General features: G+C 51.7%; 31 protein-coding genes. 7 read left to right on the forward strand and 24 right to left on the reverse strand.

The window, feature by feature from the left end; genetic code table 11:
* Positions 1-41 precede the first annotated feature (41 nt).
* The 10 genes from OK412_RS22310 to OK412_RS22355 all read right to left on the reverse strand — a co-directional run bounded on the left by OK412_RS22310 (position 42) and on the right by OK412_RS22355 (position 5776).
* Positions 42-422: a hypothetical protein gene (locus OK412_RS22310; RefSeq protein WP_264353586.1), complete on the reverse strand. Its 381-nt coding sequence runs from the start codon at positions 420-422 to the stop codon at positions 42-44.
* Between the two features lie 262 nt (positions 423-684).
* A complete protein-coding gene (locus OK412_RS22315) occupies positions 685-864 on the reverse strand; it encodes a hypothetical protein (protein ID WP_132500197.1) in 180 nt (59 codons plus the stop codon).
* Between the two features lie 24 nt (positions 865-888).
* A complete protein-coding gene (locus OK412_RS22320; RefSeq protein ID WP_132500196.1) occupies positions 889-1293 on the reverse strand; it encodes a hypothetical protein in 405 nt (134 codons plus the stop codon).
* Positions 1290-1823, reverse strand: a complete 534-nt coding sequence (gene rfaH, locus OK412_RS22325; protein ID WP_132500195.1) for a transcription/translation regulatory transformer protein RfaH — start codon at positions 1821-1823, stop codon at positions 1290-1292. Before rfaH ends, OK412_RS22320 begins: the two co-directional genes overlap by 4 nt.
* A gap of 11 nt (positions 1824-1834) precedes the next feature.
* Positions 1835-3226 carry an F-type conjugal transfer pilus assembly protein TraB gene (gene traB / locus OK412_RS22330; RefSeq protein WP_132500194.1) on the reverse strand — a complete coding sequence of 464 codons (1392 nt, stop codon included), beginning with the start codon at positions 3224-3226 and terminating at the stop codon, positions 1835-1837.
* Positions 3223-3960, reverse strand: a complete 738-nt coding sequence (traK, locus tag OK412_RS22335) for an F-type conjugal transfer protein TraK (RefSeq protein ID WP_264353587.1) — start codon at positions 3958-3960, stop codon at positions 3223-3225. The genes traB and traK overlap by 4 nt, the downstream gene beginning before the upstream one ends.
* A 4-nt stretch (positions 3961-3964) precedes the next feature.
* The gene (locus OK412_RS22340; RefSeq protein ID WP_264353588.1) at positions 3965-4564 is read right to left on the reverse strand and encodes a type IV conjugative transfer system protein TraE; all 600 of its coding nucleotides are present in this window, start codon (positions 4562-4564) and stop codon (positions 3965-3967) included.
* Between the two features lie 44 nt (positions 4565-4608).
* Positions 4609-4911, reverse strand: a complete 303-nt coding sequence (traL, locus tag OK412_RS22345) for a type IV conjugative transfer system protein TraL (protein ID WP_109654215.1) — start codon at positions 4909-4911, stop codon at positions 4609-4611.
* 7 nt (positions 4912-4918) lie between these two features.
* Positions 4919-5335, reverse strand: a complete 417-nt coding sequence (locus OK412_RS22350; RefSeq protein ID WP_264353589.1) for a type IV conjugative transfer system pilin TraA — start codon at positions 5333-5335, stop codon at positions 4919-4921.
* A 237-nt stretch (positions 5336-5572) separates the two neighbouring features.
* Entirely contained in the window at positions 5573-5776 is a 204-nt protein-coding gene (locus OK412_RS22355; RefSeq protein ID WP_111535084.1) for a TraY domain-containing protein, read from the reverse strand.
* A gap of 352 nt (positions 5777-6128) precedes the next feature.
* On the opposite strand from OK412_RS22355, the gene OK412_RS22360 reads away from it, so the two are divergent.
* The 4 genes from OK412_RS22360 to OK412_RS22375 are packed head-to-tail and all read left to right on the forward strand — an operon-like array spanning position 6129 to position 9068.
* A complete protein-coding gene (locus OK412_RS22360; protein WP_264353590.1) occupies positions 6129-6899 on the forward strand; it encodes a helix-turn-helix domain-containing protein in 771 nt (256 codons plus the stop codon).
* An 11-nt stretch (positions 6900-6910) separates the two neighbouring features.
* Positions 6911-7345: a GNAT family N-acetyltransferase gene (locus tag OK412_RS22365; RefSeq protein WP_264353591.1), complete on the forward strand. Its 435-nt coding sequence runs from the start codon at positions 6911-6913 to the stop codon at positions 7343-7345.
* Positions 7342-7794: a molybdopterin-dependent oxidoreductase gene (locus OK412_RS22370; protein ID WP_137230280.1), complete on the forward strand. Its 453-nt coding sequence runs from the start codon at positions 7342-7344 to the stop codon at positions 7792-7794. The genes OK412_RS22365 and OK412_RS22370 overlap by 4 nt, the downstream gene beginning before the upstream one ends.
* Positions 7791-9068: a sensor histidine kinase gene (locus OK412_RS22375; RefSeq protein WP_264353592.1), complete on the forward strand. Its 1278-nt coding sequence runs from the start codon at positions 7791-7793 to the stop codon at positions 9066-9068. The genes OK412_RS22370 and OK412_RS22375 overlap by 4 nt, the downstream gene beginning before the upstream one ends.
* A 41-nt stretch (positions 9069-9109) precedes the next feature.
* Here the strand turns inward: OK412_RS22375 and OK412_RS22380 are convergent, their stop codons facing one another.
* On the reverse strand, positions 9110-9508 hold the full coding sequence (locus OK412_RS22380; protein ID WP_137230284.1) for a relaxosome protein TraM: 399 nt from the start codon (positions 9506-9508) through the stop codon (positions 9110-9112).
* Between the two features lie 613 nt (positions 9509-10121).
* On the opposite strand from OK412_RS22380, the gene OK412_RS22385 reads away from it, so the two are divergent.
* On the forward strand, positions 10122-10655 hold the full coding sequence (locus OK412_RS22385) for a lytic transglycosylase domain-containing protein (protein WP_264353593.1): 534 nt from the start codon (positions 10122-10124) through the stop codon (positions 10653-10655).
* 22 nt (positions 10656-10677) lie between these two features.
* On the opposite strand, the gene OK412_RS22390 is transcribed toward OK412_RS22385, so the two are convergent.
* The 9 genes from OK412_RS22390 to OK412_RS22430 form a co-directional block, all read right to left on the reverse strand.
* Positions 10678-11499, reverse strand: a complete 822-nt coding sequence (locus OK412_RS22390; protein WP_264353594.1) for a DUF932 domain-containing protein — start codon at positions 11497-11499, stop codon at positions 10678-10680.
* 122 nt (positions 11500-11621) lie between these two features.
* A complete protein-coding gene (locus tag OK412_RS22395) occupies positions 11622-12200 on the reverse strand; it encodes a hypothetical protein (protein ID WP_264353595.1) in 579 nt (192 codons plus the stop codon).
* Positions 12201-12890: 690 nt separating this feature from the next.
* Positions 12891-13460, reverse strand: coding sequence for a hypothetical protein (locus OK412_RS22400; RefSeq protein ID WP_264353596.1), 570 nt, complete (start codon positions 13458-13460; stop codon positions 12891-12893).
* On the reverse strand, positions 13457-13594 hold the full coding sequence (locus OK412_RS22405; RefSeq protein WP_264353597.1) for a succinate dehydrogenase flavoprotein subunit: 138 nt from the start codon (positions 13592-13594) through the stop codon (positions 13457-13459). The genes OK412_RS22400 and OK412_RS22405 overlap by 4 nt, the downstream gene beginning before the upstream one ends.
* A 103-nt stretch (positions 13595-13697) precedes the next feature.
* Complete coding sequence (locus tag OK412_RS22410; RefSeq protein WP_264353598.1) at positions 13698-14177, reverse strand: hypothetical protein; 480 nt, start codon at positions 14175-14177, stop codon at positions 13698-13700.
* Positions 14178-14593: 416 nt separating this feature from the next.
* Entirely contained in the window at positions 14594-15325 is a 732-nt protein-coding gene (locus OK412_RS22415) for a plasmid SOS inhibition protein A (RefSeq protein WP_264353599.1), read from the reverse strand.
* Entirely contained in the window at positions 15322-15759 is a 438-nt protein-coding gene (gene psiB / locus OK412_RS22420; RefSeq protein WP_264353600.1) for a conjugation system SOS inhibitor PsiB, read from the reverse strand. The genes OK412_RS22415 and psiB overlap by 4 nt, the downstream gene beginning before the upstream one ends.
* A gap of 38 nt (positions 15760-15797) precedes the next feature.
* Positions 15798-17834: a ParB/RepB/Spo0J family partition protein gene (locus OK412_RS22425; RefSeq protein WP_264353601.1), complete on the reverse strand. Its 2037-nt coding sequence runs from the start codon at positions 17832-17834 to the stop codon at positions 15798-15800.
* A 73-nt stretch (positions 17835-17907) separates the two neighbouring features.
* The gene (locus OK412_RS22430; protein WP_264353619.1) at positions 17908-18141 is read right to left on the reverse strand and encodes a DUF905 domain-containing protein; all 234 of its coding nucleotides are present in this window, start codon (positions 18139-18141) and stop codon (positions 17908-17910) included.
* Between the two features lie 670 nt (positions 18142-18811).
* Here OK412_RS22430 and OK412_RS22435 point away from each other — a divergent pair.
* Positions 18812-19147, forward strand: a complete 336-nt coding sequence (locus OK412_RS22435; protein ID WP_033781321.1) for a nuclear transport factor 2 family protein — start codon at positions 18812-18814, stop codon at positions 19145-19147.
* A gap of 117 nt (positions 19148-19264) precedes the next feature.
* Here the strand turns inward: OK412_RS22435 and OK412_RS22440 are convergent, their stop codons facing one another.
* The 4 genes from OK412_RS22440 to OK412_RS22455 all read right to left on the reverse strand — a co-directional run bounded on the left by OK412_RS22440 (position 19265) and on the right by OK412_RS22455 (position 21356).
* Positions 19265-19453, reverse strand: coding sequence for a hypothetical protein (locus OK412_RS22440; protein WP_033781319.1), 189 nt, complete (start codon positions 19451-19453; stop codon positions 19265-19267).
* Between the two features lie 39 nt (positions 19454-19492).
* Positions 19493-19993 (reverse strand): antirestriction protein ArdA, encoded by a 501-nt coding sequence (locus OK412_RS22445; RefSeq protein ID WP_264353602.1) that lies wholly within the window; start codon positions 19991-19993, stop codon positions 19493-19495.
* A 452-nt stretch (positions 19994-20445) separates the two neighbouring features.
* Complete coding sequence (locus tag OK412_RS22450; RefSeq protein WP_264353603.1) at positions 20446-20676, reverse strand: hypothetical protein; 231 nt, start codon at positions 20674-20676, stop codon at positions 20446-20448.
* A 35-nt stretch (positions 20677-20711) separates the two neighbouring features.
* The gene (locus OK412_RS22455; protein WP_137230313.1) at positions 20712-21356 is read right to left on the reverse strand and encodes a DNA methyltransferase; all 645 of its coding nucleotides are present in this window, start codon (positions 21354-21356) and stop codon (positions 20712-20714) included.
* Between the two features lie 439 nt (positions 21357-21795).
* On the opposite strand from OK412_RS22455, the gene OK412_RS22460 reads away from it, so the two are divergent.
* Positions 21796-22932 carry an HNH endonuclease gene (locus tag OK412_RS22460; protein WP_264353604.1) on the forward strand — a complete coding sequence of 379 codons (1137 nt, stop codon included), beginning with the start codon at positions 21796-21798 and terminating at the stop codon, positions 22930-22932.
* Positions 22933-22984 lie beyond the last annotated feature (52 nt).

Below are 22984 nucleotides of genomic sequence, written 5' to 3' on the forward strand. Positions count from 1 at the left end.
GTGGTGCGGGTTGCCCTGGTGAAGGCACGTAAAAAGGAGGTTCAGCCGGTATGTTTTTCTTTCATAAAGGTGTTGACCATCTGCCAGTCCTTAAATTCATCGTCGCTCATGACGTGATGTCGGCAGGCGACTGGTTTATTTTTGACCGGCTCTTTTGTTCGAACCCAGACATCAGCACTCGGCATGTCCGGTGAGACCTGGCGGATGACGTCAGCGATGTACATCGCCAGCCGCTCAATTGTGATGTCTGCGAGTGCGGGGACATGCCTGGAATTCTCTGCCATTGGGCGTATCGCTGCATCCGGGAACGGACGGGTGTTAAGTCTTTCAAGCCGGAACAGCATATTATCGCTGGGATGCCGTCCGCCAGTAATCCGGATCAGCAGCGAGTCCGGCACAGGTGTGGTTTCATCGTGGACCATTTTTCGCCTCGTTTAAGGTCAGGTTCTGTTGAGGAAGATGCGAAGGGTGCCCTGGTGAAGGCTGAAGTATTGTTCATCGAGTTATGTGATACCTGTCACGGCTGTCAGATAAAGAAACAAAGCAGTCTTTTTAAAGGGGGACAGTCTGCAGGGTGCGGAGAATCCAATTCACCGGGTTGCCACACTCGTCTGATTGACGGCCAGCAGGCGCTGATCTACCCATCCATCTGCCCTGCAGGTCGCTACGGCCGAAGCTAAAATCTCAGCTATATAGGGCATCAGGCTGGGGACTGCCAGAAGCCAGACGCTGACGGAGCGCCTCGATCTCGGTCAGCATGGCGGCCAGCTGGCAGCTGCTCGCCTGTGCCTGCCAGGCTTGCCGGTAACGAAGCCGCAGCGCACAGAGCCGGATATGCAGTTCACGCTGGTTGTGTTTATCCATGATTGCCTCCGCAGCCTGATTTCGTTATCTGAGGTTAAGCAGGAAGTAGAACAGCGTTAAAAAATATGCGATACCGGTAGTAAAGGCCGCCATAAATAAAATATCTATGGGATGGGGTACCGGTACCATCCAGAACCACACACTCTTGACAAAATAATATGCCGCCAAGATCAGCCAGAACAGCACCATCGCCCCGAAGGTCAAGACCGCCATGTTCCTGCACAGGTACGCCAGCAAAACAATAACGGGAGACGTTAACAGGGCCAGCCGCCAGACCTGCCAGCCCGGAAAGCCCGGGAAACCGGGCAGCCCCTCACGCATCGTCAGGCCGGACAGGATGAAGTTAGCCGCCAGCATGACTGCAATCAGAACCAGGTAAAGGTGATCCCTGTTATCCGCATGATGCCAGCGTTGAATCATCGCTTTCATGCCGCCTCCTGCCCGTGAGTTGACGTCCTGCGGAACTGAATGTTCTGAGACCTGACCTTTTTAAGATCAAGCTCGACCAGTCTTCCCATAAGGTTCAGGAGAAGCATTGCACGCTTTGCGCCCTGCGGCTCATGCCAGATAGCTTGCATGTTTTCAAACGTGCCGTTTGTTATCAGAACTGTATCGCCATGCTCAGGTGCCTGCATGTCTGCCTGCGCGGCCGATTCAGCTCCCCGCTTCATGCGCTCCATTTCCGCATCCCCCATAATTGCGATGCGGTTGCCAAAACTGACTATGGTTGAGACTCCGCGAGTTGCTTTAATTGTCGTCGTATGAATTTCTTCAGGGTCGAATCGCGCAAACAGATAGCCAGGAAAAAGTGGCTGGGGTTTAACCGGTTTAACGCTTCCCCCTGCAACAAGCTGACAGGTGAAAAGCGGAAGGTAACATTCCACACCTTGGTTGAGCAGATGGGCCTCAGCGCGCTTTTCCTGATTAAATAACGACTTGATTACATACCACTGTTTCATCTGTCATCTCCTTAATTAATGGTGTCGCCGAGGCGCAGCTGGCTGGCCTGACGCAGAACTTCGTCAGGGTTCAGAACAGGCGCACTGCCGTTACTGCTGCTGACTGTCGGTGCAATCGCTGCCGCCTGCTGCACAGCTGCCTGCGGGGCCTCCTGCTTCGCCTTTTCTGCTTCAGCGTCCTCAATTGTTTCCAGGCGGAAACCCTGCTGGAAGACCACCGTCACAGCGTTGCCGGCGCCGATATCAATGACCGGGTGATACTGCTCGGCACGCTTAATCCAGTACTGGCTCAGCGTGTCCGCAGCCTTGCTGGCACCGCCACCGAGGCCCTGCTTGAAGATATCGCCGGCACCCACAGAGGCGCTGCCACCGAGTCCGACCGTAGGTGTCGCGGCAGACTGTATGCCCTCACCGAAGCCGGACAGCAGCCCGGCAGCCCCGGCATTGGCAATGATGGCGCCGTTACGCATGACCGGCTTGCCGCGGATACCCACCTTGCCCTGGAAGGACACGTGCCCGTCGAACGGCATGTCGATGTGTTTGCCGTTTTTCAGGATACAGCTGATGTTTTTGGTGCGGACTTCGCCGCGCTCGCTGGAGATATCACCGTACATCTCCCCGGTCACGCGGCACTGGTCCATGTTCCAGGTCTTCCCGTTTGGCATGGAGACATCGCCCAGCAGGGTGATGACCACCGGAGAGGTATTCTGCTGACCGGTTACGCTGGCGTTGGCGTCAGCGCCCTCAATCATGACCGCCTCGGAGAATGACCCGGAAGGTATCCAGGGAAGCTTCATCTTTTTGTCAGTGAGCGCAGCGTAGGTGAAGGTATCGCGGCTCAGGCCGCCCGGCCGCACAGTGCCGGTGCCAGGATAAAAGCCCTGCCCCTGCGAAGGATAAAACTGGCTGCCCTGACCCGCAGCCGGTCCGCTGCCGGGATTGTTAATGCTCCACTGCGCCGGGCCGGACTGCCCGGAGGAGACCGGGGCACTGGCAGGTGGCGTGCCTGCCGCCGGTGTGGTGGCTGCAGGACCATTCGGAGTCCGGCCTCCCTGTACCTGCTGCGTCTGCAGCTGGCTGATAGCCTCTGCCATCGTGGTCAGCTGCTTCTTCAGCTCCTCATTCTGGCTTTTCAGCGTGCCGGTCAGCGTACCGAGGTCGCGCTCAAGTCCGGCTGTCTTGTTCTGCTGCTGCTGCAGCGCCGCGGTCGCTACGCCTTCGGTAAAGGACGTGTTCACCAGGCTGCCTGTCAGGTTCGGTGCCGCCTTCGGTGCAGGCTGGTTCAGCTCCGCCTCATGATGCGAGTAAGCCCAGATGCCGCCGCCCACCGCCAGCATGACCGCGGCGGCAACGCCGGCAATCACCCACTGGCGGCGGCGCGTCGCGGTATTGATGTTGCTCATGCCCCGCCCTCCGCGTCAGTCGAGAAAATCACCCACACGAAGCCTTCACCGTTAGCGTAGAGCGTGCGGGTTGAGAGCATCACCGCGCGCACGCCCTTCTGCCAGAACTGCTTTTCGTTCAGCGGCCGCGTTACGTAGCCGGTGTTTTTCATGCGATAGCGCATAACCCGCAGGTGAGAGCCGGCAAACTGGCGCTCCGGGGTCAGCAGCACGCCCGCAGGCGGGTTATACGCCGGACCGCGCGAGGCTTTTACCTCGGTGTAGCTCTCCGGCACGTCGCCGCTGACCACGCTGCGGGCAACGCTGATCAGGGTTTTCTGGAAGGGCTGACTCTCCTCCCAGACCTTTGCATCCGGGTTGGGCTTAAGTGGCACATCCGCCGGTATCAGGTGCAGCGTGCGGCCGTTGCCGGGCTTCGGCGACACGTCGATCGAAACACCCACGCCGCCGGCTGTCTCCAGGAAGATGGTGAAGTCCTGCCCGGTCAGCGGCGTAATCAGCAGTGCGCCGTCGGCGGTGTTGCTTTTGAGGTAGGCATTATCCGGACCGGTAATGCCGGTAATAAGCTCGCCGTCGATAATGATTTTGTTAGGACTGGTGTTGCTCATCTGCGCCTTAAGGTGCGCATTATTTTCAAACGGGGTCCCGGCAGGGCCGGGTACTGCTGCCTGCCCGGTGGCAGGCAGCAGCGCCAGCGCGCCGGCAACGGCCAGGGCGGAAAGGGTCTTTTTCATCGGTTCAGTCCTGTTGCGGGCGGCGTTCAGGTTGAGTCCAGGGCACCTCGGGGAAGGCCGTCAGGCGGATAAGGCCGTCCACGTAGTGCACACTTAGCCGGTAGGCTTTACTGGCATCCGGAAGTGAAATATTCAGGTTGCCGTTAGTGGTGCTTGCGCTCAGTGTGCCCTGCACGGTGATGTCACCGGTGTTGGAATCGGTGATTTCGTCATCGATGCGGAACACGGAAGAGACGCCGTTGTTTTTGATGTACTCAGCTTCGGCTGCGAGCTGCTTTTTCATGTCGTCACGGTACTCAGCGGGAACGAAGCGCAGCAGGGCGGCATGCTGGCTGTCCACGGTTTCGGGCGTGACGGAAAGGCGGAGGTTGACGAAAGAGCGTACCAGCATGCCGTTTAAGGCCGCGTCTCCGGAGGCGGAATCGGAGAGGAACGGGCGGTCAAACATCATGGGGGTGGTCAGGGTCCTCTGCGTTTTTGCAAAATGCCACGCCAGCGCGCCGGTCACGACGGTGCTGACGGCGAGAATAAACACGAGCAGCGAAAGTGCGCACAGGGCCAGAATGATTACCCGGTTGCGCCCCTCCCGGACCTGATACTTCATAGCGTTATCCTTTTAATAAGCGCCATCCGAAGATGGCGCGCGGGTTACTGCATCCAGTGCCGGTTGCCCGAGTCGGGCACGCGGCGGAACTGCAGCCGGAGCAGCGTGGTCGGCAGGTACCAGTAAAGAAGGTTCAGGAGCCACCAGGTGCCCTGCCCCTTCTTCAGATGGCGGACTAACAGCCAGAGCGCGCCAGCCACAATCAGCATCACAATGAACATGTCGCAGAAAAAACCGATGACGCCGCACGCAATGATGAGTACGGCCTCCTCAGTGGGGAGTCCGGCAAGGCGTTTCTGCTGATTGAGGGTTTCCGGGAACTGATACTGAAGCGATTCCCTGTCCATGACGGGGTCAGCCGGCGAGGCTGAAGAACACTTTGGTGATAACGATGAGGAACGGGATGCCGCCGACCAGAATCATCGGGTTGCGCACCTTGATGTAGGCCGCGACGGACAGAATGACTTCGCCGATATACAGCCCCCATTCGACGGTGCTGCCATGACCAAATGTATCCTTAGCATCCTGCTTCTGGCTGGCCAGCAGGTCTGTAGCTCCGGCAAAGTGTGGCAATGCAAAGAACAGCATTGCAAGGGCAATCAGGGTTACGTTTGCTCGATGCCGATAAACTTTTTTACAGGCAGTATGGGTAAGACCTTTCAGCATTTGTTTAATGGAGAAACATTTACCAGAGATAGGTTCCTGGTAGCCATCAGACAATGCTACCGCCACGCTATCCGTTTTACCGGAAGCGAAAATCGAAGTTTGCATTATTCAATCCTTAATCAGAATCAGGTTCTAAAAAAAAGGACTCACCATTTTTATAATGGTGAGTAGCGTCCTGCATCAGCAGTTTCTGATGCAGTTTGGGAAAACATTTTAGCGAATATGAGTTTTCTGTTTCAGAATGGGCTATGTATATCCACCTCCTAATATGCATAAAATTAACAGTAGCGTTATATAAAAAAATTTATATGAGAGGCATGGGCGGCGAAAAAAACTCAAAACCTACTCACAGTCAGTGGCAGATTCGAATCTCCGACCGGTGGCGGCTAAGTCGGAAAATGATCTGAGTGAGTCTTCAAGTCTGATTTTTGCCTCTCGTGTTTTACTTCTTCCTGAACGCTTAGATGATTCCACCAGGAGCTGGTTAGTCTCCTCTGACAGGTGGACTAAAACTGAACCTCCCCTGATAGATTTTTCATTGGCCATAAGGCGTCTCTTATGTGGATAAAAACATTTTAATCAATAACTTATCTAATCACGCTAACTGCAAAACATCTCGTTTACTGATGAAGAAAGTTAACTGAACAACTCAAAAGATACTCAGTAGTGATGTGTTTCTGTAAAGAATTATGCATGTATTGAAAAGTATTTCGAGTGGTTTTTGAGTATTTTCCTATATAGAAACTGAGTTTATTAAGAAAAGCCTTAATAAACAGAACGTTACCGGATCAAAAAACCCTTCAAAAGATACTCATTCGTGTATCATCTTTTGTTTAACCCAAATTCTTGAGTCACGGCGTTAGCTGGGTAAAACGTAACCGATGGACGGGAGTAGACTTTGGACACATCTAATAAAAACCTCAAAAAAGTATTAGAACTTTTTGAGCGGAAAGGAATCGATAAGAGGAAACAGGCGTCAACAATGGCTGATATCCTCGGTATTAAATATCAGAGCGCCAAACAAAAACTCGATGGTAAAAGAGGAGTTTTCTATAGCGAGATAAAATCGGTTTATGATTATTTCCACGAATCCCTTGATGAAGCAAAACCATATAACGGTATATTCATTGTTAATGATATGCATGTTAGATGTAATATTGTTGTCAGTGATGAAAAGGTTGATATTAAAGAGCCAGGCATTAACTATGCATACTTTCATAAAAATTATTATGTAGTAAATCCAACAAGCGTGAAATTCAGTAAAGACATGAAGCAGGTAATAAGAATGGATTTTTTACCTGCGCCGAAACTGGCAATACTCGATAATGATAAAGAACTACTCGAACTATTAAAGTCAGTATCTAACAGATACGGTATTGATGCGTCGGTTTACGAGACTGCACAAGAAATGATGCAGGCGGTCGACAGTGAAGATTATGATGGATATGTTGTTGACTGGTTACTGGACTACAGCGAAAACTCAGAGGCAGTCATCAAGAAGATCCGCTCTAAAAGCGAGACAGTGCCGATAATCTTGCTCACCGGACAACTGAATCAGCATGAGCGAGAGATAGGAGAAATCATTATGGAATACGGAGTTGAACTGGTTGAAAAGCCAACTCGTGTTTTTATACTTTCCTCCATATTACTAGCAAACCTCTTTTTTTAAATGGCACTGAAATGGAATTAATTAAATTAACAGCTGAACATATAAAAGAAATGTACGACATAAGGTTTTCTGTTACCGAAAACTTTGTCCATGCCCATCAGATTGAGTATCTGCAGAGAGAAGTAATTCTGGCTGACGTTGCTCAGGGTGGTGGATGGATCTGCAAGATTGACGGTAGCTATGTGGGTTATGGCCTCGGCATTCATATACCCCATGCACTGATAGGTGGTCTGTTTGTTCGGCCAGAGTACCAGGGGCAGGGAGTTGGGGGAGCGATACTGGAAAAAATCACTGAGTGGTTTTTTGAACAGGGAGACACTGAGATTGAACTGACCACTGATGAACACTCATCAGCTGCTCGCTTCTATCAAGCGAGAGGCTGGCATAGTTGCGGTCACGATGAATATGGACAGTTGATTATGAAGAAAAGGAAAATGACCAAATGAAGTTACTCACAGCTCTTCTGTTCTCTGCGATCTCGGCCAAAGCAGCGTATGCTGACTCCTTTGTTCTGGCAGACGGCAGTAAAGAAATTACCGTCTCTACTGAGGATCTGGTCAAGCTACCAGTCACTTCAATAACTACAGCTACGAATTTCACGCCCAAAGCTACTTTCGAGGGCGTGACCTTCACAGAGCTGCTATCAAAGTACTCGATTAAGGCATCATCTCTGAGAGTCTATGCCCTTGATGACTACAGCTACACCCTGCCAGTGGGAGAGCTTATAAAATATCACGTTATCCTGGCATACCGGAAAAATGGCCAACTGATCCCGGTTTCTGATCTGGGGCCTTTTGCCATAATCTACCCCAGAGATGAGCATCCAGAACTGAACAAACTGGAAGTGAATGCCAAAACTGTCTGGCAGATAAACAGGATTGAGGTTATCAAATGAAACGCAGGGTTGTTCCCGTCGTACTTGGCTTAGTACTGACACTTTTTTTTCCAGGTTCAGTTTTTTTTACTGTTCAGAAATTCAACGAAATTAAAAATCAGTATAAAAGTATTGAGCCAAACCTTGATAACTACTCGACGGCTGAAATCCTCTTCCTGGCATTTGAAAGAACCCGAACATCTGTTTACCAGACACAAACCCCGGACAATTTCGAAACAAAGAAGTCTGTTTTTGACTCTAAAGTCAGAATTCTTAAAAACAAATCATTACGCATAAACTCATTTTATTATGAGCCGGATTTCCTTAGTGCACTTAACCTCCTTGAGAAGCAAAGCGCTGAACTAGGCAGGCTTAATGAATCCACACCGCCCTCAAAAAGGAAGGATGTACTCTTAGAGCAAATGAATAAGATGCAGCCTACGCTCATTAACCTGCAAGAAATTATTTATAAAATCCAAATCAGAAACTTCAACACAATAAAGTCATTGATACTGGATAACTCCTCATACACAGAGCTTGCAGCACTTTTTTGCATTTTCCTTCTTTTTACTTTAATCATTTTACTCTGGGTGCATATCGTAAAACTAAACTCAGCGATTAAAGGAAAAAACATCTTCATCTCAGCCATATATCATGAGCTATCAGGCTCTATTCAGAAAATCCAGTTATCTTCTGATATGATCAATGTGAGGGGGGATGTTTTAAATTCTGAAAAATACCTTGCTAAAATCACTTATCATTCTAATAAGCTTTATCAGCAGACAAAAGAAATACTTGAGTTTTCTAAAATCGAGATCGGTAATGTTGGTGTTAATAACCTAAGCTTTTATATTGAAGATGCTTTAAATGCTGGCTTATCTCTCTACAATGAAAGCAATGCCAATAAAATAGAATGTAACATATATCCGCAGAACATTCTCATCAATGCTGATAAACAAAAAATCATATCAATAATCCATAACATTATTGACAACGCTAATAAAAACACTCATTCCGGGTTGATTAAAGTGCGACTTAGAGTGGCTAAGTCGTACTTATTTTTAAGAGTCAGTGACACAGGATGCGGTTTTGATACTAAAAAACTCAATCTACTTTTCCAACCATTCAATCAGGGCGCTGAGAGTCAAACCCGACAAGGTCTGGGCCTGGGACTTTCAATTGTTAAAAGTTATCTCAAAACAATGAAGGGGAATATCAGTGCACGTTCGCAAATCAATGAAGGCTCAACCTTTATGATCAGAGTACCGGTAACTGTAATTGATAAAGAATCTTAATTATCCTGAAAGAAGTCCGCCGTGCCCGGACTTCTTTTCCATTACTCGCTCTCGTCTGGTTTAACGAAGTGCCTGTTATCTGCATCGCTTTCTGAGTTGTCTATTTCAGTAAGGTACTGGCTCAACAGGGAATCAATACGCTCCGTTCCCCCGCCTCCCGTTGAGTTGACATAAAGCTCAGTCATCATCGTCAGTAATATCATTATGCCTTCTTTACTGCCGCTGACTTTACGAAGCAGCTCACGATTAAACTCACGCTGATTAAACGTATCTTCTGTGTTTTTAGCTTTGTGCATAATCAGGCCTAACCTGAGAAGTTCATTACATGTGGAGGAAAGACTGACCTCAGCAGGACTTGCTCCATTCTGTATGTCCAGAAGATAAATATCCCTGATTTCCTTTTCAATTTTATCTTTGACGTAGATACCCATTCTTCCCATTAATTCTTCTCCTGAACGTATTATTTAGGTTTTTATAATAACTTTACCAATTTGTGTCATGCTCTCCTGTCCGACCCTTCATCGCTTTCAGCTCTATGAAGCACTAATGTGCATGCAATTTGAGTCTTATACAGGTAGTCGTAAGCGACACCACCATGTCGTAGGGTGTGACACTGTACGATATGCAACACTATGATTGAACTAATTATCAACACTCCTACGATATAACATCGTAGCAAGCTATGACAACAGGTAGTAGAAACCTACGATATCATGTCGTAGGAAATGACACTATCTTGTCGTAGTAACCTACGATAAAACAGGGATATACGAGCTTAACCCAATAACACATTTCCAGTAACCATCTGATTTTAAATAAAAAAACAGCAAGATAAAATCTTGCGTGGGGTGTGATGAAAACTTACCCCTGAAGAGCGGCTTGGTAAATAACGCTATCCTGCTGAATTCTTTATATCCCTGACGGGGTTCGTGACCGACCCGCCAGCGCAACGTGCGCGTCTGTAACGAATTATCTTGCAAGCGATGATCTGAGCGGGTATTTTCCACACGAACCCGCCTGGCGCTTTACGCGCACGTACGTGAGATTATCAGAATGAAAATATTTGCTGCTCTCGCGCTTGCCGCTGTATTCAGCGCGCAGGCTGCGCCGGAAATGTGTTTCACAAAAGCCGGTCAGGATTTCGGTATTGATCCGCGTCTCCTGATGGCACATTCCATTCAGGAATCACGCATGCGTAATAATGCACTGAATACGAAAAGCAGCGGCGGCACGCATGATGTCTGCAATATGCAGATTAACAGTTCTCACTTTAATCAGCTGAAAAAGTTTGATATTACGCGGGAAAGGCTGCTGAAAGATCCGTGCATCTGCATTTATACCGGGGCGTGGATCGAGGCGCGAAATTTCAGACAGTATGGCAGAAACTGGGACAGCGTCGGGATGTACAACACCGGCCCGAGTCCGAAGCTGATCAAACAGCGTCGTGAATATGCTGCAATCATCAAGAGTATTTACCGCGTGCTCATTGCACGGGATGAGGTTTACACCGCAATGGCGAAGCAGAATAAGAAAAGGCCCGCGCCTGAAAATTTCTTAGCTGCGGACGTAATGCCTGACAAAAAATAACCCCGGCATGCCGGGGTTATTTTCATGATTTGAGTTTTGCGAACTCCTCCGCCATCTTCCACAGCGCCTGATTCAGCTTTATATCGCCGTCGATACCTGTGACTGCCCGGGTCGTGGTTCTTTTTCCCTTCGCCGTTCTGCCGGGCAATCCCCCCTTGATCAGGTTCTCCTGCACGATATTAAACGCGGTCCACAGGTCGGTGCCTTTGTCATACCAGGCGCGCGGCTTAATAATACGCTCAGCTGACACCGGCGGCTCTTTGCCGTCATATTTATATTCCAGCGCCAGCTGGCCCAGCAGACGGCGTTCTTCACTGTTAACCTGAATGGATTTCATCATGCCGATATTATTTTCCACCTTATCGAACACGCCCAGCACCTCATAAGCACCTTCAATAACCTGCGATACAATATCCCCCTTGTGTGGCACGCTGATTTCACCAAACGATTTCCAGCACACCAGGCCATTCGTGCAGACCTGCCGGAAAATACCGGGGATCATTTTATAACTGCTGGAGCCGTCATGGCTGTTCAGTAATACGATTTCCGGAACCTCTTCGCCGCTGCTCTTATTTCCCCGGCGCAGGCGGATCATGTGTTTGGTAAATTCGCGTCTTTCCGGATCGCGGACGCGCGACTGGCTGGCATAAAAAGGTTCGAACCCTTCTTCACGCAGTTTATCCAGCAGTGTAATGGTCGGAATATAGGTATAACGCTCAGAGCGTGAATCATGCTTTTCGGCTGAAAATGCGCTCGGAACAATGCGCATCAGCTCATCATTATTCAGCGGGCTGTTTTTACGGATAGCAGTCGGGGCTGCATAGCGGGAAGAAAAACGGACCATAATTAATTACCTCATAAAGAAATAGTGTCAGCTGTCAAATAAAAAACTTATATAGCGGCCAGAGATTTTCTGAATATCAGATATCTTATTTCCCCTGCAGAGCGCTGCAAGGGAGTGTGTTTTCATCCTCTCAGGTGCGAAAATTGCCAGTGGCAGAATGGGCTGTATTCGTTAGCCCGGGGCAGGTTTTGCTTCGCATATTTAATCAGCCCTTCATGCTCAGACCAGAACAGATCAAGCGCCGCAACATTCAGCTCACCTGCGGCTTTGTAAACGTTAGTAGTCTGGTATTCGGTATTTTCCGCATACTCTTCTTCACCAATCGGATTAGCTGAATGCACGATCCGGGTTTCATAGGTTTCCGGTGCAGAGCCTGCCGCTGGAGCATAAACAAAAACCGTGATCTGCAGTTTTTCATGCGCGTTAATCAGCAACATCTCGATTCCTGAGCGGAATTTTCCCGTATTAAAATCTGCCTCTTCGCGCGTAAAAGTTGCCGCCGTCAGATACTCCAGATTCATAGCGAAATCGCTACGCAGCGCCGCGGTGTTCACATTGAACTGTGGATGATCCTTGAAAAATAGACTGCGACGTAAGGCACGGCGGATAGCTTCATAGCTGATATCTTCTGATGGTTTTGCCGTTAAAGAAGATGATTCTTTAGATTCTGAAGCCGGGGTGTTGACGTTCAGCTTTGACATGTTGTGTCTCCCGTGTGGTTATTCGATGTTTCTCTGAGTTCCTCGCCGTGAGGGCAGAACGGGCGCACGGGGATCAGGCTGAGCGCAGAGGGAAACGGCAAAGCCGCAGCCCGAAGGGACCGGGTGCAGCCGTTTAGCTTGCGTCCCTTGCGCGAAGGCGCCCGTGTGCCAGATTTCTGCACGGCGAGGGATTCAGGAAACGAAACAGAACGCGGGAGATGAACAGGGCACAGCACCGGACGGCGGCCCTTTGCCGGTCCGGTCTTCAGCGGCCCCGATTTTGGGGCCAGTGAACGCACCGGCGACAGCCGGTTGCAGCCCTTGACCTCAGCCATCAGGCCCTATGTCCGAAACCCGAAGGGGTTCGGCGGAGCTTACCGGCAAAGCCGGTTAGCGCAGTAGGACTGACGACCCGGCAACGCCGGGGAGCCGAAGGTGGCCATGTCCCGGCCCCTGAAGTTGATGTTTAGTCAGTAAAGGCAGCCATAGCACCAGAACCGGCATTACCGGCAACACCATCCGGACAGCAATGAGACACACGGCATCACTGGCAGACTACAGATCGCGCGGAAGGGGAAAGCCGGTGCGTCAGCACCGGGTTTTGCCTGGCCTGTAAGGCCTGCTTGGTTTTTTCGCGGTTCAGCACCCCGCTCATGGCCAGAATGGCCGGTGTAAACCGGCCTTAGCACTCTAGATTATGACCTTCCTGTTATAGGTCGCTTTCCAGTCCATGTATTCTGGTCCGTCACGAAGCGGTGAAAGACTGGTGAGATTTTCGGCTAAACCGTTCATGATCAGAATCCGTTCCACAGCCGCAAACCAGTCTTCCTTGTCGCCAATCGGAAACCACAGATTCGAGTTGTCACCGCTCAGCAGCGGATGATTGCAGAAGTGAACCCCCCTGCCCTGCGCTGTTATGCAGCCCGTCACGATACAGGAGGCGCGTACCGTTTCACTCAGGGCACTGCGAGCCAGTGTTTCCGCTATATCACCCCAGCACCACTCGCCATCAGGCACCGGCAGCTCGATACACCGTAACGAATGACCACCCGCCCGTGCGGTCAGCCTGGCAATGTCTGACACACCCGTTTCACCATATGCACCGTTTGCCTCGCAGACATAATGGCCATTGTGCCAGAAGGACTCTGCACCATTATCCAGGCGAATAAGGCAGTATTTGCCCATCACTCTGGTGATATCGTCCTGCTGGATCGGGCTGGTGAATGCTGTGGAATGTGGATGCTCAATAATCTGGCTCATTGCTGCTTCTCCACCTGACGCGCTACCTGCATCCACTGTGAAAACAGCATTGCTGTTAAATGTGCCAGCTGGCCGCTGCGCATGGCGTTTACAATCGCGATGGCATGTGCGACGATTTGCATGTCAAAAATCATATATCTCTCCAGATTCTGGTTTTGATGTTGCCGGTATCTCGTAAATACCGGCGGTGAAGAAAGCAGAGGAAACTCTGCTTTTTTTACATCTGTACTTCGCTCATCAGGCAATATCCGCTTTATGCATGGCGTATCCGGCTTTGAGAATCAAAGCCAGTTCATTGCTTGCGTATCCCCATGCTGCATCGCCTATTCCGTCTGGATAGCCGTGCGCAATGTGTGCCGCCTCAATCCACGCTTTAAATGACGCCAGCGGGATCATCGGGCGCGGGCGCGACCAGTCAGTAACCGTGTTGCAGACCTCTTCAGCCATATTCCTCAGCGTGCCTGTGAGAAGTTCAAAACGTTCTTCCTTGGTCATGCTCTCCGACTTCAATAATCTGAGATAATCCAGGCTCTGAGCCAGTGCCGGATCAAGGCCATTGATGTTTTGCCCTTCAGCCCCGGTTTCGGTGGTTTTGGTTGCGGCGGTTTTGACGTTCTGTGTGTTCATGCTGGTTCTCCTCTGATGGTTACTAAAACCCTGTTTCGGTTGGTATGGAGCGGCGAAGGGCAGAAGTAGCACCGGCAGACGGGCGAACACGGGGCGTCACCGCAGGCCGCAGCGCAAGCGAGCCGTCTTTGTGGCGAGTGCGAACGGGCGAGGAACGGCGAAGCGTACCCCTAGTGGGCGAACGGATGACTGTGCTACGAAAAGCCCTCCGCTCCGTACCAGCCGGAAAAGGGTGACAGCACAGGGATGAGCATGAACACAGTCGTCACGACGGAACGGCGTGACGCCCTTAAAGGGCGCAGCGCGCCCGGTTGAAGCACCGGCGACAGCCGGTTGCAGCCTTTGACCTCAGCCATCAGGCCCTATGTCCGAAACCCGGAGGGGTTCGGCGGAGCTTACCGGCAAAGCCGGTTAGCGCAGTAGGACTGACGACCCGGCAACGCCGGGGAGCCGAAGGGGGCCATGACTCCGTGCCTTTTTCAGTTCAGTGCTGTAATCGCCCCGGCTCATACCGCCACCGCCCTGAAAATCAGCTTGTTTGGTACCATCCAGCATTCCAGCTCCTGCGTCATCGCGGTCGATTCCTCTGACAGGAACCCGGCCTCTGCCCCCAGTCTCCATAACGGCTGGCCTGCCATTTCCCAGCGATCCAGAGATTCCAGTGAAGGGAATCTCTCACTCCACCGATAAAACATGATCTCCAGCTCGGTATGATGCAGTTGCGAGTCAGACCAGCGTGATATCCAGCTGCTGACACTGGCTGGCGTGTGGAATGCCAGGTCAATCTCAGCCTGCCCTTTTACCGCCTGATGAGTCCGCGTTTTCTCCTCTCTCTCACGGCGATACTGGCGGGAATACTTCTCATCGCGCAGCTCCGTTTTTCGCCGCTGCCGCTCGGTGCCCTGAAACCGCCATCCCGGAAACAGATCGTGTACATCATAACTGCTCAGCGGATGCGGACAGTCCTCACCGGCACTGGCAATCATCCGGTCAATCGCTGCCAGCCATGACTGTCTGTTACCCCTGAATTCGGCCTCAAGCATCGAGGGACGGAAAAAGCGAATTTCTTTCAGGGTTACCCGCCTGCTGCCCCTGAGCAGGCGGAAAAAGGCGTGCGCATACGGATAGTCTGCACAGTACACGCTACGTTCATGCCTGTTTTCAACGAAGGCGATGGCCTGCATCGCTGCACGGCGTGCAGGTGAAAGCGGAACCAGAGAACGACTGACAGGGATCATGCGTACTCTCCTTCTGCCAGATATTCCGCCATGCCGGCTGCGCAGTGTTCCAGCAGGGATGCCTGCGCCGCTGCGGCGATCAGGTCGCTGATGCGCTGCGGATCGAACGGCATCAGCCTGAGCACCTCGCGCACGCAGTTACCGTCATCTGACACGAGTACAATCAGCCACTCCCCGGACACGTCTCCCGGACTGCATACGCAGAGACTGAACGCCTCTCCGGGCGGCGTGTAGCGCAGCTGAACCGGAAAGAATCCGCCAAATTCGCCACGGTATTCCCCGTTGACATTCCAGCCCGCTGGCACGTGCAGCAGCTGCGCGACAGCGCTGGTCAGAATATGGCGTTCGTTCTCTCCTCTTTCGCGCCACTCCTCAAATTCGCAGGGGTGCATTCCGGTCAGCACGGTCAGATTCAGAGCATTGTTATTTTTCATGTTTGTCTCCATGCCGCCCCGAAGGGCGGCGCTCCTTATCAGGCCGCGTGAGCGGGATCGTTGTTGTCAGTGTCGCTGTCAGCCTCAGCAGATCCGGCCCCGCCGATCGTTTCTGGCTCCGGCCCTTTCATCCAGGCTGGCACCCAGCGCGTATCCCGCATTTTTCCCTCAGCCAGTTCAGCAGCATCCCCCTTCTTCATTTTCGCCGCGTCAGCAGCCGCGCCTGTAAACCCGGCCTCAGTCAGTGCATCGATAATCTGTGTATGCTTCAGGTCAGCGAAGAAGTTCGCCTTCGTGGGTTGCCACCAGTCACGCATGTGGAAGCCAATGGCGTTTTCCAGTGAGTCCAGGCGGCTGTCAGAGGTGCGCTGATATTCACGCGTCTGTACCCCGTCAACCGAGCAGGCGACACAGAACGCCATCAGTGACATAAGCGTTTCACCGCTCAGATCGAAGAAGGTGGTGAAGTCTTTATTCCATCTCTGCGGCAGCAGGGCTTCCAGACGGGTCTTTTCCTGCATCAGGGCAGTAAAGCCCGGGCCTTTGTCACCGGACGGGGCATTCTGCGTCAGGCTGTAGTGCGGCACGGTCACGCGGATGCCAAACGGGTTGCCATAATTTGAGCCAGAGGTGAAGACGTCAGTGCAAAGCTGCCAGACCAGCAGGGAAACAGCCTTTTTCTGCTGCTGCATCAGTGCAGCCTGCACGGCAAGGGTGCGCTCAGAGGACATTTTTGTGAGAAGCGGCGGACTGATACCCTCAGCCGCATCCGGCTTTTTAGCCACGTTGATTGGGCTGATATGAGGTACGGCAGATTCTGCGCCCTGCTCTGTTTCGCTGCTTTCTTCGCCCTGCAGATCGGCAATCCGCACAACGCCGCGCTGCACACAGAGTTCACCGTATTTATCGAACCCGACCACCACGCCTGACATGGCGCGAATTTCCGGGGTCCAGGCACGAACCAGTGCTGTTTTTTCGATGATTTCAATTTCATCGCTGGCGGCGCTGTAGCCTTCGTCGTCAGAGTTCTGCTCGCAATCGTCAGCTACCTGGTACAGATCATCGATGCGGCTTTCTTCATCACCGATGTACACAGGCTCCGGCTCGTCAGTCAGCTGATAAGTCAGTGCATCCCTGTGCGGGTAAAGCGAACTCAGCTGGCCCATGCTCCATTTCCAGCCTTCGCTTTTCTGAATGTCCTGCGCCATTGCGGTCAGCTTCTGCACGGTCAGGGTTTCCAGCAGCGCCGAGTCAGCCGTTCCCTCACCTTCCTGCTGACTGAACAGGTCTTCGCGCACGACACCGCCTGCTGCCTCATACGCCTCACGACCTACGAAAAGAAAGCGCTTATCAGTGATCGAGATTTCTTTATCGGTAATGAGTTTTCTTAACATGGTGACGGGCAGGTTATGCCAGGAGGCTTTCACCTCTTCATAGACACGCACCTGACGGGCCTGATCGTCTTCAAGGCAAAGCGTCTGGCACTGCTCAACCGTCAGCTGATCGTCTGCCAGCAATTTAAGCAGTGACGGCGCAAGGTTTGCGAGTTTCAGCATGCGCTGAACGTGACGGGTGCTGTAGCCCAGCTCTGCACCAATCTGCTCGGAGGTTTTGCCCTGATAAGCCAGGGCACCGAAGCTGGCAATCTGCTCTGCCGCATGCATATCGCTGCGCTGCGCATTCTCGATGTAGGAAACCAGCGCGGCCATTTCCGGGGAAACGCGCTTGAACGGCACCGGGTAATCGGGGGTCAGAAACTGCTGTGAGAGCAGCAGATTCAGGGCGGTAAGGCGTTTGCCGCCTGCGGCCACCGCCAGTTCGCCGTCCGGCAGTTCGTGGGCGACCAGATTCTGCAACAGGCCGACCGACTTAATGGTTGCCGCCAAGCTTTCAACGCTTTCCGTTGAATACGGGATGGTGCGGGCATTAAGCAGCGACATCACGAACACTGACAGGGGCGCATGTTCAACCGGCGCGGCTTCAAGCGCCGCTTTTACCGCTGCCTGTTCGGCGTCGGTCACTTTTTTAGCGCTGGTTTTTTTAGGAGCTTTTGCTTTAACATTGGCTACTGACATCGTTGATACCTCGTTAGATTAATGACTGTCTCGCCCTGCTGAGTGGCTGCTCCGCAGGGCACCTTTTAACTGCTTACTGCACTTTGCGAATACCGTAATCACCGATATAACGGTTCAGCCAGTAACCCGCCTTTGACTCAAAATTCCACGCGCGCCAGACCATTTCGCCGTCTTTACGCACGACCAGCCGAAAGTGCTTAACCTGATCGTCCTCGATGGCAACGTTGGTGTACTGCGCTGCGACCGCGTTCGCTTCCTCACGCGTAAAGGTATCCTCCGGTAAGCGCACCACTGCTGACTGTTCCACTGAAATCTCCTGATTGTGTTTGCCCTTAAAACCATCACCCGTTGAGTTGCCGGGGCCGCGGTCTTGACGTTTTGCGGGGAACTGCTGCTTTCTCCCCAGGTTGTAACCTTCACCCGTTTGAGAGCCGTTCGCCGCAAAGGGCGTAACGAGCACGGGCCGGCGCAGATGTCCGGGAGCGAGCGGAAAAATTTTTGGCCACATAAAAAATTTTCCGGCGAGAGGCTTCAGCCGTCCCTGGACAGCCAGGCGGTTTGTGCTTGTCTCAGCCCCGGCGAAAGGACGCAGACGGGCGAAAAACCCATGAGGAAAGCAGGAACCCGCCGCAACGGTGTGACGCGCGGGCGCGAAACAGCGTTGCCCCTTACATCCCGCCATGTGTGGTGGCGGGATGCAGGGAGCGCCGTTTACGGCGAGACTGAGCGGCGCAGACGGAACGGCTGCTGCGAGCGGAAGGTGTTGCGTCAGGATGGAAACCCGCTGCCCCGGAACGGGGCCGGGCAGAGACGGCCTGCCGGCTCTGTGCGAAGCATGACAGCCGACTGGACGCCCGGGGTAACGGACTTTTTATGATTAATCGGCGATACACCGAAGAAAGGATTTCAGACGCCTTCACATGAATGAATATTTATGCTACTAAATAGCATAAATAAACAACCACAGAGAACTAGACATGTCAGTCACACGTCCCGTCGCCGCTCAGTTTGAGGCTTACAATAAACACGATATAAATGCTTTCATTGATTGCTTTTCTGAAGATTTCAGAGGCTATCGTATGCCCGCTGAAGCCGCCTCAATGATTGGAAAATCAGCGCTCCGTGAGTTTTACATAAGTAATCGTTTTAATAATCCGGAACTCAGGGCAGAACTCATTTCCAGAACGGTGCTGGGTAACAAAGTGTTTGATCACGAATTCATTCATGGCCTGTCACCCGCCCCCCTCGAAAGCATTGCTGTTTTCGAAATTACAAATGACCTTATCTCCACGGCGTGGTTCTACTTTCCATAATATCAATCTCGCTGCCCTTACAGGCCGAAAGACGGGAGGCGCGCCTCTTTCCTTTCTGCTGCCGCAGGCGCGGTTTTCGCGGGCTAAAAGGCGGCCGGAACCGCCTGACTGTGCTGATTACCCTTTTCCGCCCTGCTTAATAAAGTGGCCACCGATGTAAACGGCACTCTGACATGTCATGAAATAACAGATTTCATCCATGATCTCCTCCGTCCTCAGCTCTCTCAGGCCGTTAGTTCGTCGCTGCGCATTCACAAGGGCTTTATACTGACGCAGGATGTCGCGGGTTTGCGGTGACAGTTTCATTTTTTCTCCTTTACGGCAGGGCTTCCCCTGCCAGCGTCATCAGTTGCTGAATACAAAGCCGTCGTGCAGCACATACCCGCTGCTGAACAGGTCACGGGTATAGGCTTCATAGTTGAAATAAGAGCGCAACGGCTCCGGAACGTCATTCAGGAGGCCGCTGTCTTCAATATGCTCATACGCATAATCTTCCTCACTTTCCGCCTTCCCCCTGTACGCATCATCAAATGCGTCGAAATCGCATCCGCCGGAATAATCCGCCCATGCAACAAAGGCGTCTTCCCTGCCCTCTTCTTTCGCCTGCTTCCACGCCGCGATGAAATCCCAGTCGATAAAGGATTCAGACACGAATTTAGAAGGAATGCCCTCCCAGTCCTGAAACATAAATTCAGGATCTTCTTCAGAGGCGTGGAGCTCGCGACACGCGTCGTGAAACTCGGTCTTATCCTCAAAGTCAGTAAGATCAAACCACTTCCCGAAAATACTGCCGCAGTTATATTTATGGTAAGTCCCGACGTATAACGCTGGTCCGCTAAATGTCATAAGAAATCCTCCGCAGTCAAAGTTGTCTCAGTTCCGGCCTGTGCCGTGACTGAATGACAGCCCGACGGAGAGACGCAGTGGTCAAGCGTGACGAGGAGGCCGCAGCGCAAGCGAGCGGAGACGTGTTTACGCACGGCGCTGACGCGAAGACTGAGCGGAAGCGCGACGGAAGTAAGCGCGGTGGAGGGAGTGCGAACGGGCGAAGGAGGCGCGCTTTACCACAAGGCGATCGGGCTACAGTGAAGTCACGGCACCGGCCGCAGCACGCACGGACCGGGTTTTCTGCCCTGTCCCGCCGCATGGCGGAATAAAGCGGCGCGCAGCAACTTCCTTATATCCATTTGTCCACAATCCGGGTGCATAGCCTGGCTATAACCCTGTGGACAAAAGTGCAGCGGCGGCTGTATCAGCGCACAGACAGCAGGCGGTCATAAAATAACCACCTGCATCCGTTACTTCAGGTGACTGTGCATTTCGGCAGCCCGCCGGTACAGCGCCATCAGTTCGGTGTCTATCTGCTCGATCAGCATTCCGGCCATTTTCTGCGCCGGCGCTGCGCCGCGGTAAAGATGGCGCTTTGTCATGTCCCGTAACCGGAGGTGAAACTCGTAAAGCGATTCCTCCAGGTCGTTAATGTCGCCGGTAAGCTGCGTGATTTCGGTCGTCAGTGTCTGGTCTGTCATGTTGCTGTCCTTATGATCCGGTCAGAGAATATGCGTTATGCGGCACGGGCGGCGCGCAGTTCACCCAGGCGGCGCAGGCCGGCTGCGTGGTACTCCTCAAGCAGTTCGATCCCTATCCAGCGGCGGCCGCACTGGTCCGCGGCTACGCAGGTCGAGCCGGACCCGGCAAACGGGTCCAGAATTAAATCCCCGGGCTTCGTGAAGGTTTCGATAAGTGGCTGCAACACACTCACCGGCTTTTCGGTCGGATGGTGCCGGTTGCCCGTGTACTGCCAGGGCATCACGTCGGGTAATGGTTTCGCCGGCAGCGGCGGCCGCCCTTTGGCCAGTAAGTAGGCGTTTTCATGCTGATAACCGACAAATGCCGATTTCGAAGCGTAGGTTTTGGTGAAGACGAGGTGCCCGACGACGCGGAAGCCCGCCGATTTCCACGCCTGCATAAAGACGTCCACGCGGTTCCAGCCGTAAAAACTCACCGCCAGGCTGTTGTTTTTCAGTACGCGAAACATTTCACGGCTGGCCGGCAGTACCCACTCGTCGCTCACGTCGCCCGCGATCGAACGGCCGGAGCGGTCCTTAAAGCCGACGAGGTACGGGGGATCGGTCAGAATGAAGTCGATGCTGTTATCCGGAAAGCCGGCCATGATCTGTACGCTGTCGCCACGCATGAATCGGGACATAGTTATGCTCCTTAATGTCAGGGGGCACCCCTGTGGTGCCGTGACCAACACGCAGACGGGCGAACAGCTGAGCAAACAAGGGCGGACGCGAAGCCGCACGCGCCGCCGGAGCGGACTGAATGTCCCGCGCACGGCGGGGAACGGGTGAGAAGGCCGGCGACAGCTTCGCTTGTTTGGGAAGCCGCCCGGCTACAGTAAGGGCACGGCACTTTACCTCTGCCGGTTTCCGGCCGCAGGACGGGAACCGGCAAAAGGAGCGGAGCGAAGCGAAAGCATTATTGGATGCATAAAGATCCTGAATTACTTCCAACCTGAATAAAACCGTTCATAGCATATAGGCCATTTAATTTTTCGTAGAAATGTTGTGTAATGAGCGGGTCGTTTCAAAAAATTTTTTATATATTATCTTCGATTCATTTAAAATGGCTGATGAAAACCCATGAAAAACTGCATATACTGTCGCAAAGATAAAGATGAGAAAGAATTTACTCTTGAGCATATAATTCCGCAGTTTTTAGGTGGGGCACATGCTCCTGAATTTCTGAAAACGAGAGATGTATGCAAAACATGCAACAATAATCTTGGTTTATTTGTTGATGCGTCTTTCGAAAAAAACTGGCTAGTTACAAATTGGCTTCGTGAGTCTTCCTCGGCGTTTTACAGTAAGGAAACTCCAGTTGGGGTATCGCTTAAATGCATGGGTAACGTTAGTCTTTCTCCCCCCAATCTTCCCGAGGATCACGTTTGCGAAATGTGGTTGGGCCCACATGGAGAACAGGTATTTTGGATTCGTCCACATGATAAAAAACTATCAGCATATGTGGGCGGAAATCCCAGGACTACAAAAGAGCTTCGGACTAGAGCTTACTTCTTGTTTTCCGAAAACACATCAAAAGATGTTCATAAGACATGGCTGTCTTTTGAGCAGGCCTTTCGTTTACGAAAAGTCAAAAAGATTTTGTGTGGCGAAGTTATAGGCGCAGATCCGATTACCATAGGATTTACAGAACCTGATGAGATAGATAAGGCCCGGAGTAAATTTTTCATAGCAAATGCTAAAGCCAGACTGCAACAAAAGGCAAAAGTCGTTTTCGACACGAAGTTTGACCAGCGTTTCCTTTGTAAAATTGCTATAGGTATCTCTTTTTGCCTTTTTGGTCCCAAAGTTCTTGAGTCAGCGTATGGTAAAGAGTTGCATGATGGACTTTGGTATCGCAATGGTAATGATCTACCTAAAATCCGTGGAACCAATTTATTTTCTAAAGGTACCAGTTCGAATCTTAATGAAATTATAGGTTTTCCAAATGCGATAACCATTCTGTTGTTTTCCAATCAGGATGGAATATCAATAAATTTGAACATTTCATCGAAATTAAATTGGACCATTCTGTGCGCACCAAAGGATATTTTGACAGATGACGATATTGCAAAAATTGGGGATGGGAAGATTCTGCTACTAGTACGAGCTATGGAAGTTGGCGTTTATCTTGATTTGCCCTTTTACCTCGCGTGTAAGTGTGGAAACACTTCACACCCAATGCTAGACTCTATTTTAGAGCGATTAAAAATAAAATAACTACAAAACCTATCAGATGATCAAGCATTAGCTTCCTGCATAAAATATAGTT

This window comes from Pantoea sp. JV6 (genome assembly GCF_025910055.1).
GTDB lineage: Bacteria > Pseudomonadota > Gammaproteobacteria > Enterobacterales > Enterobacteriaceae > Pantoea > Pantoea agglomerans.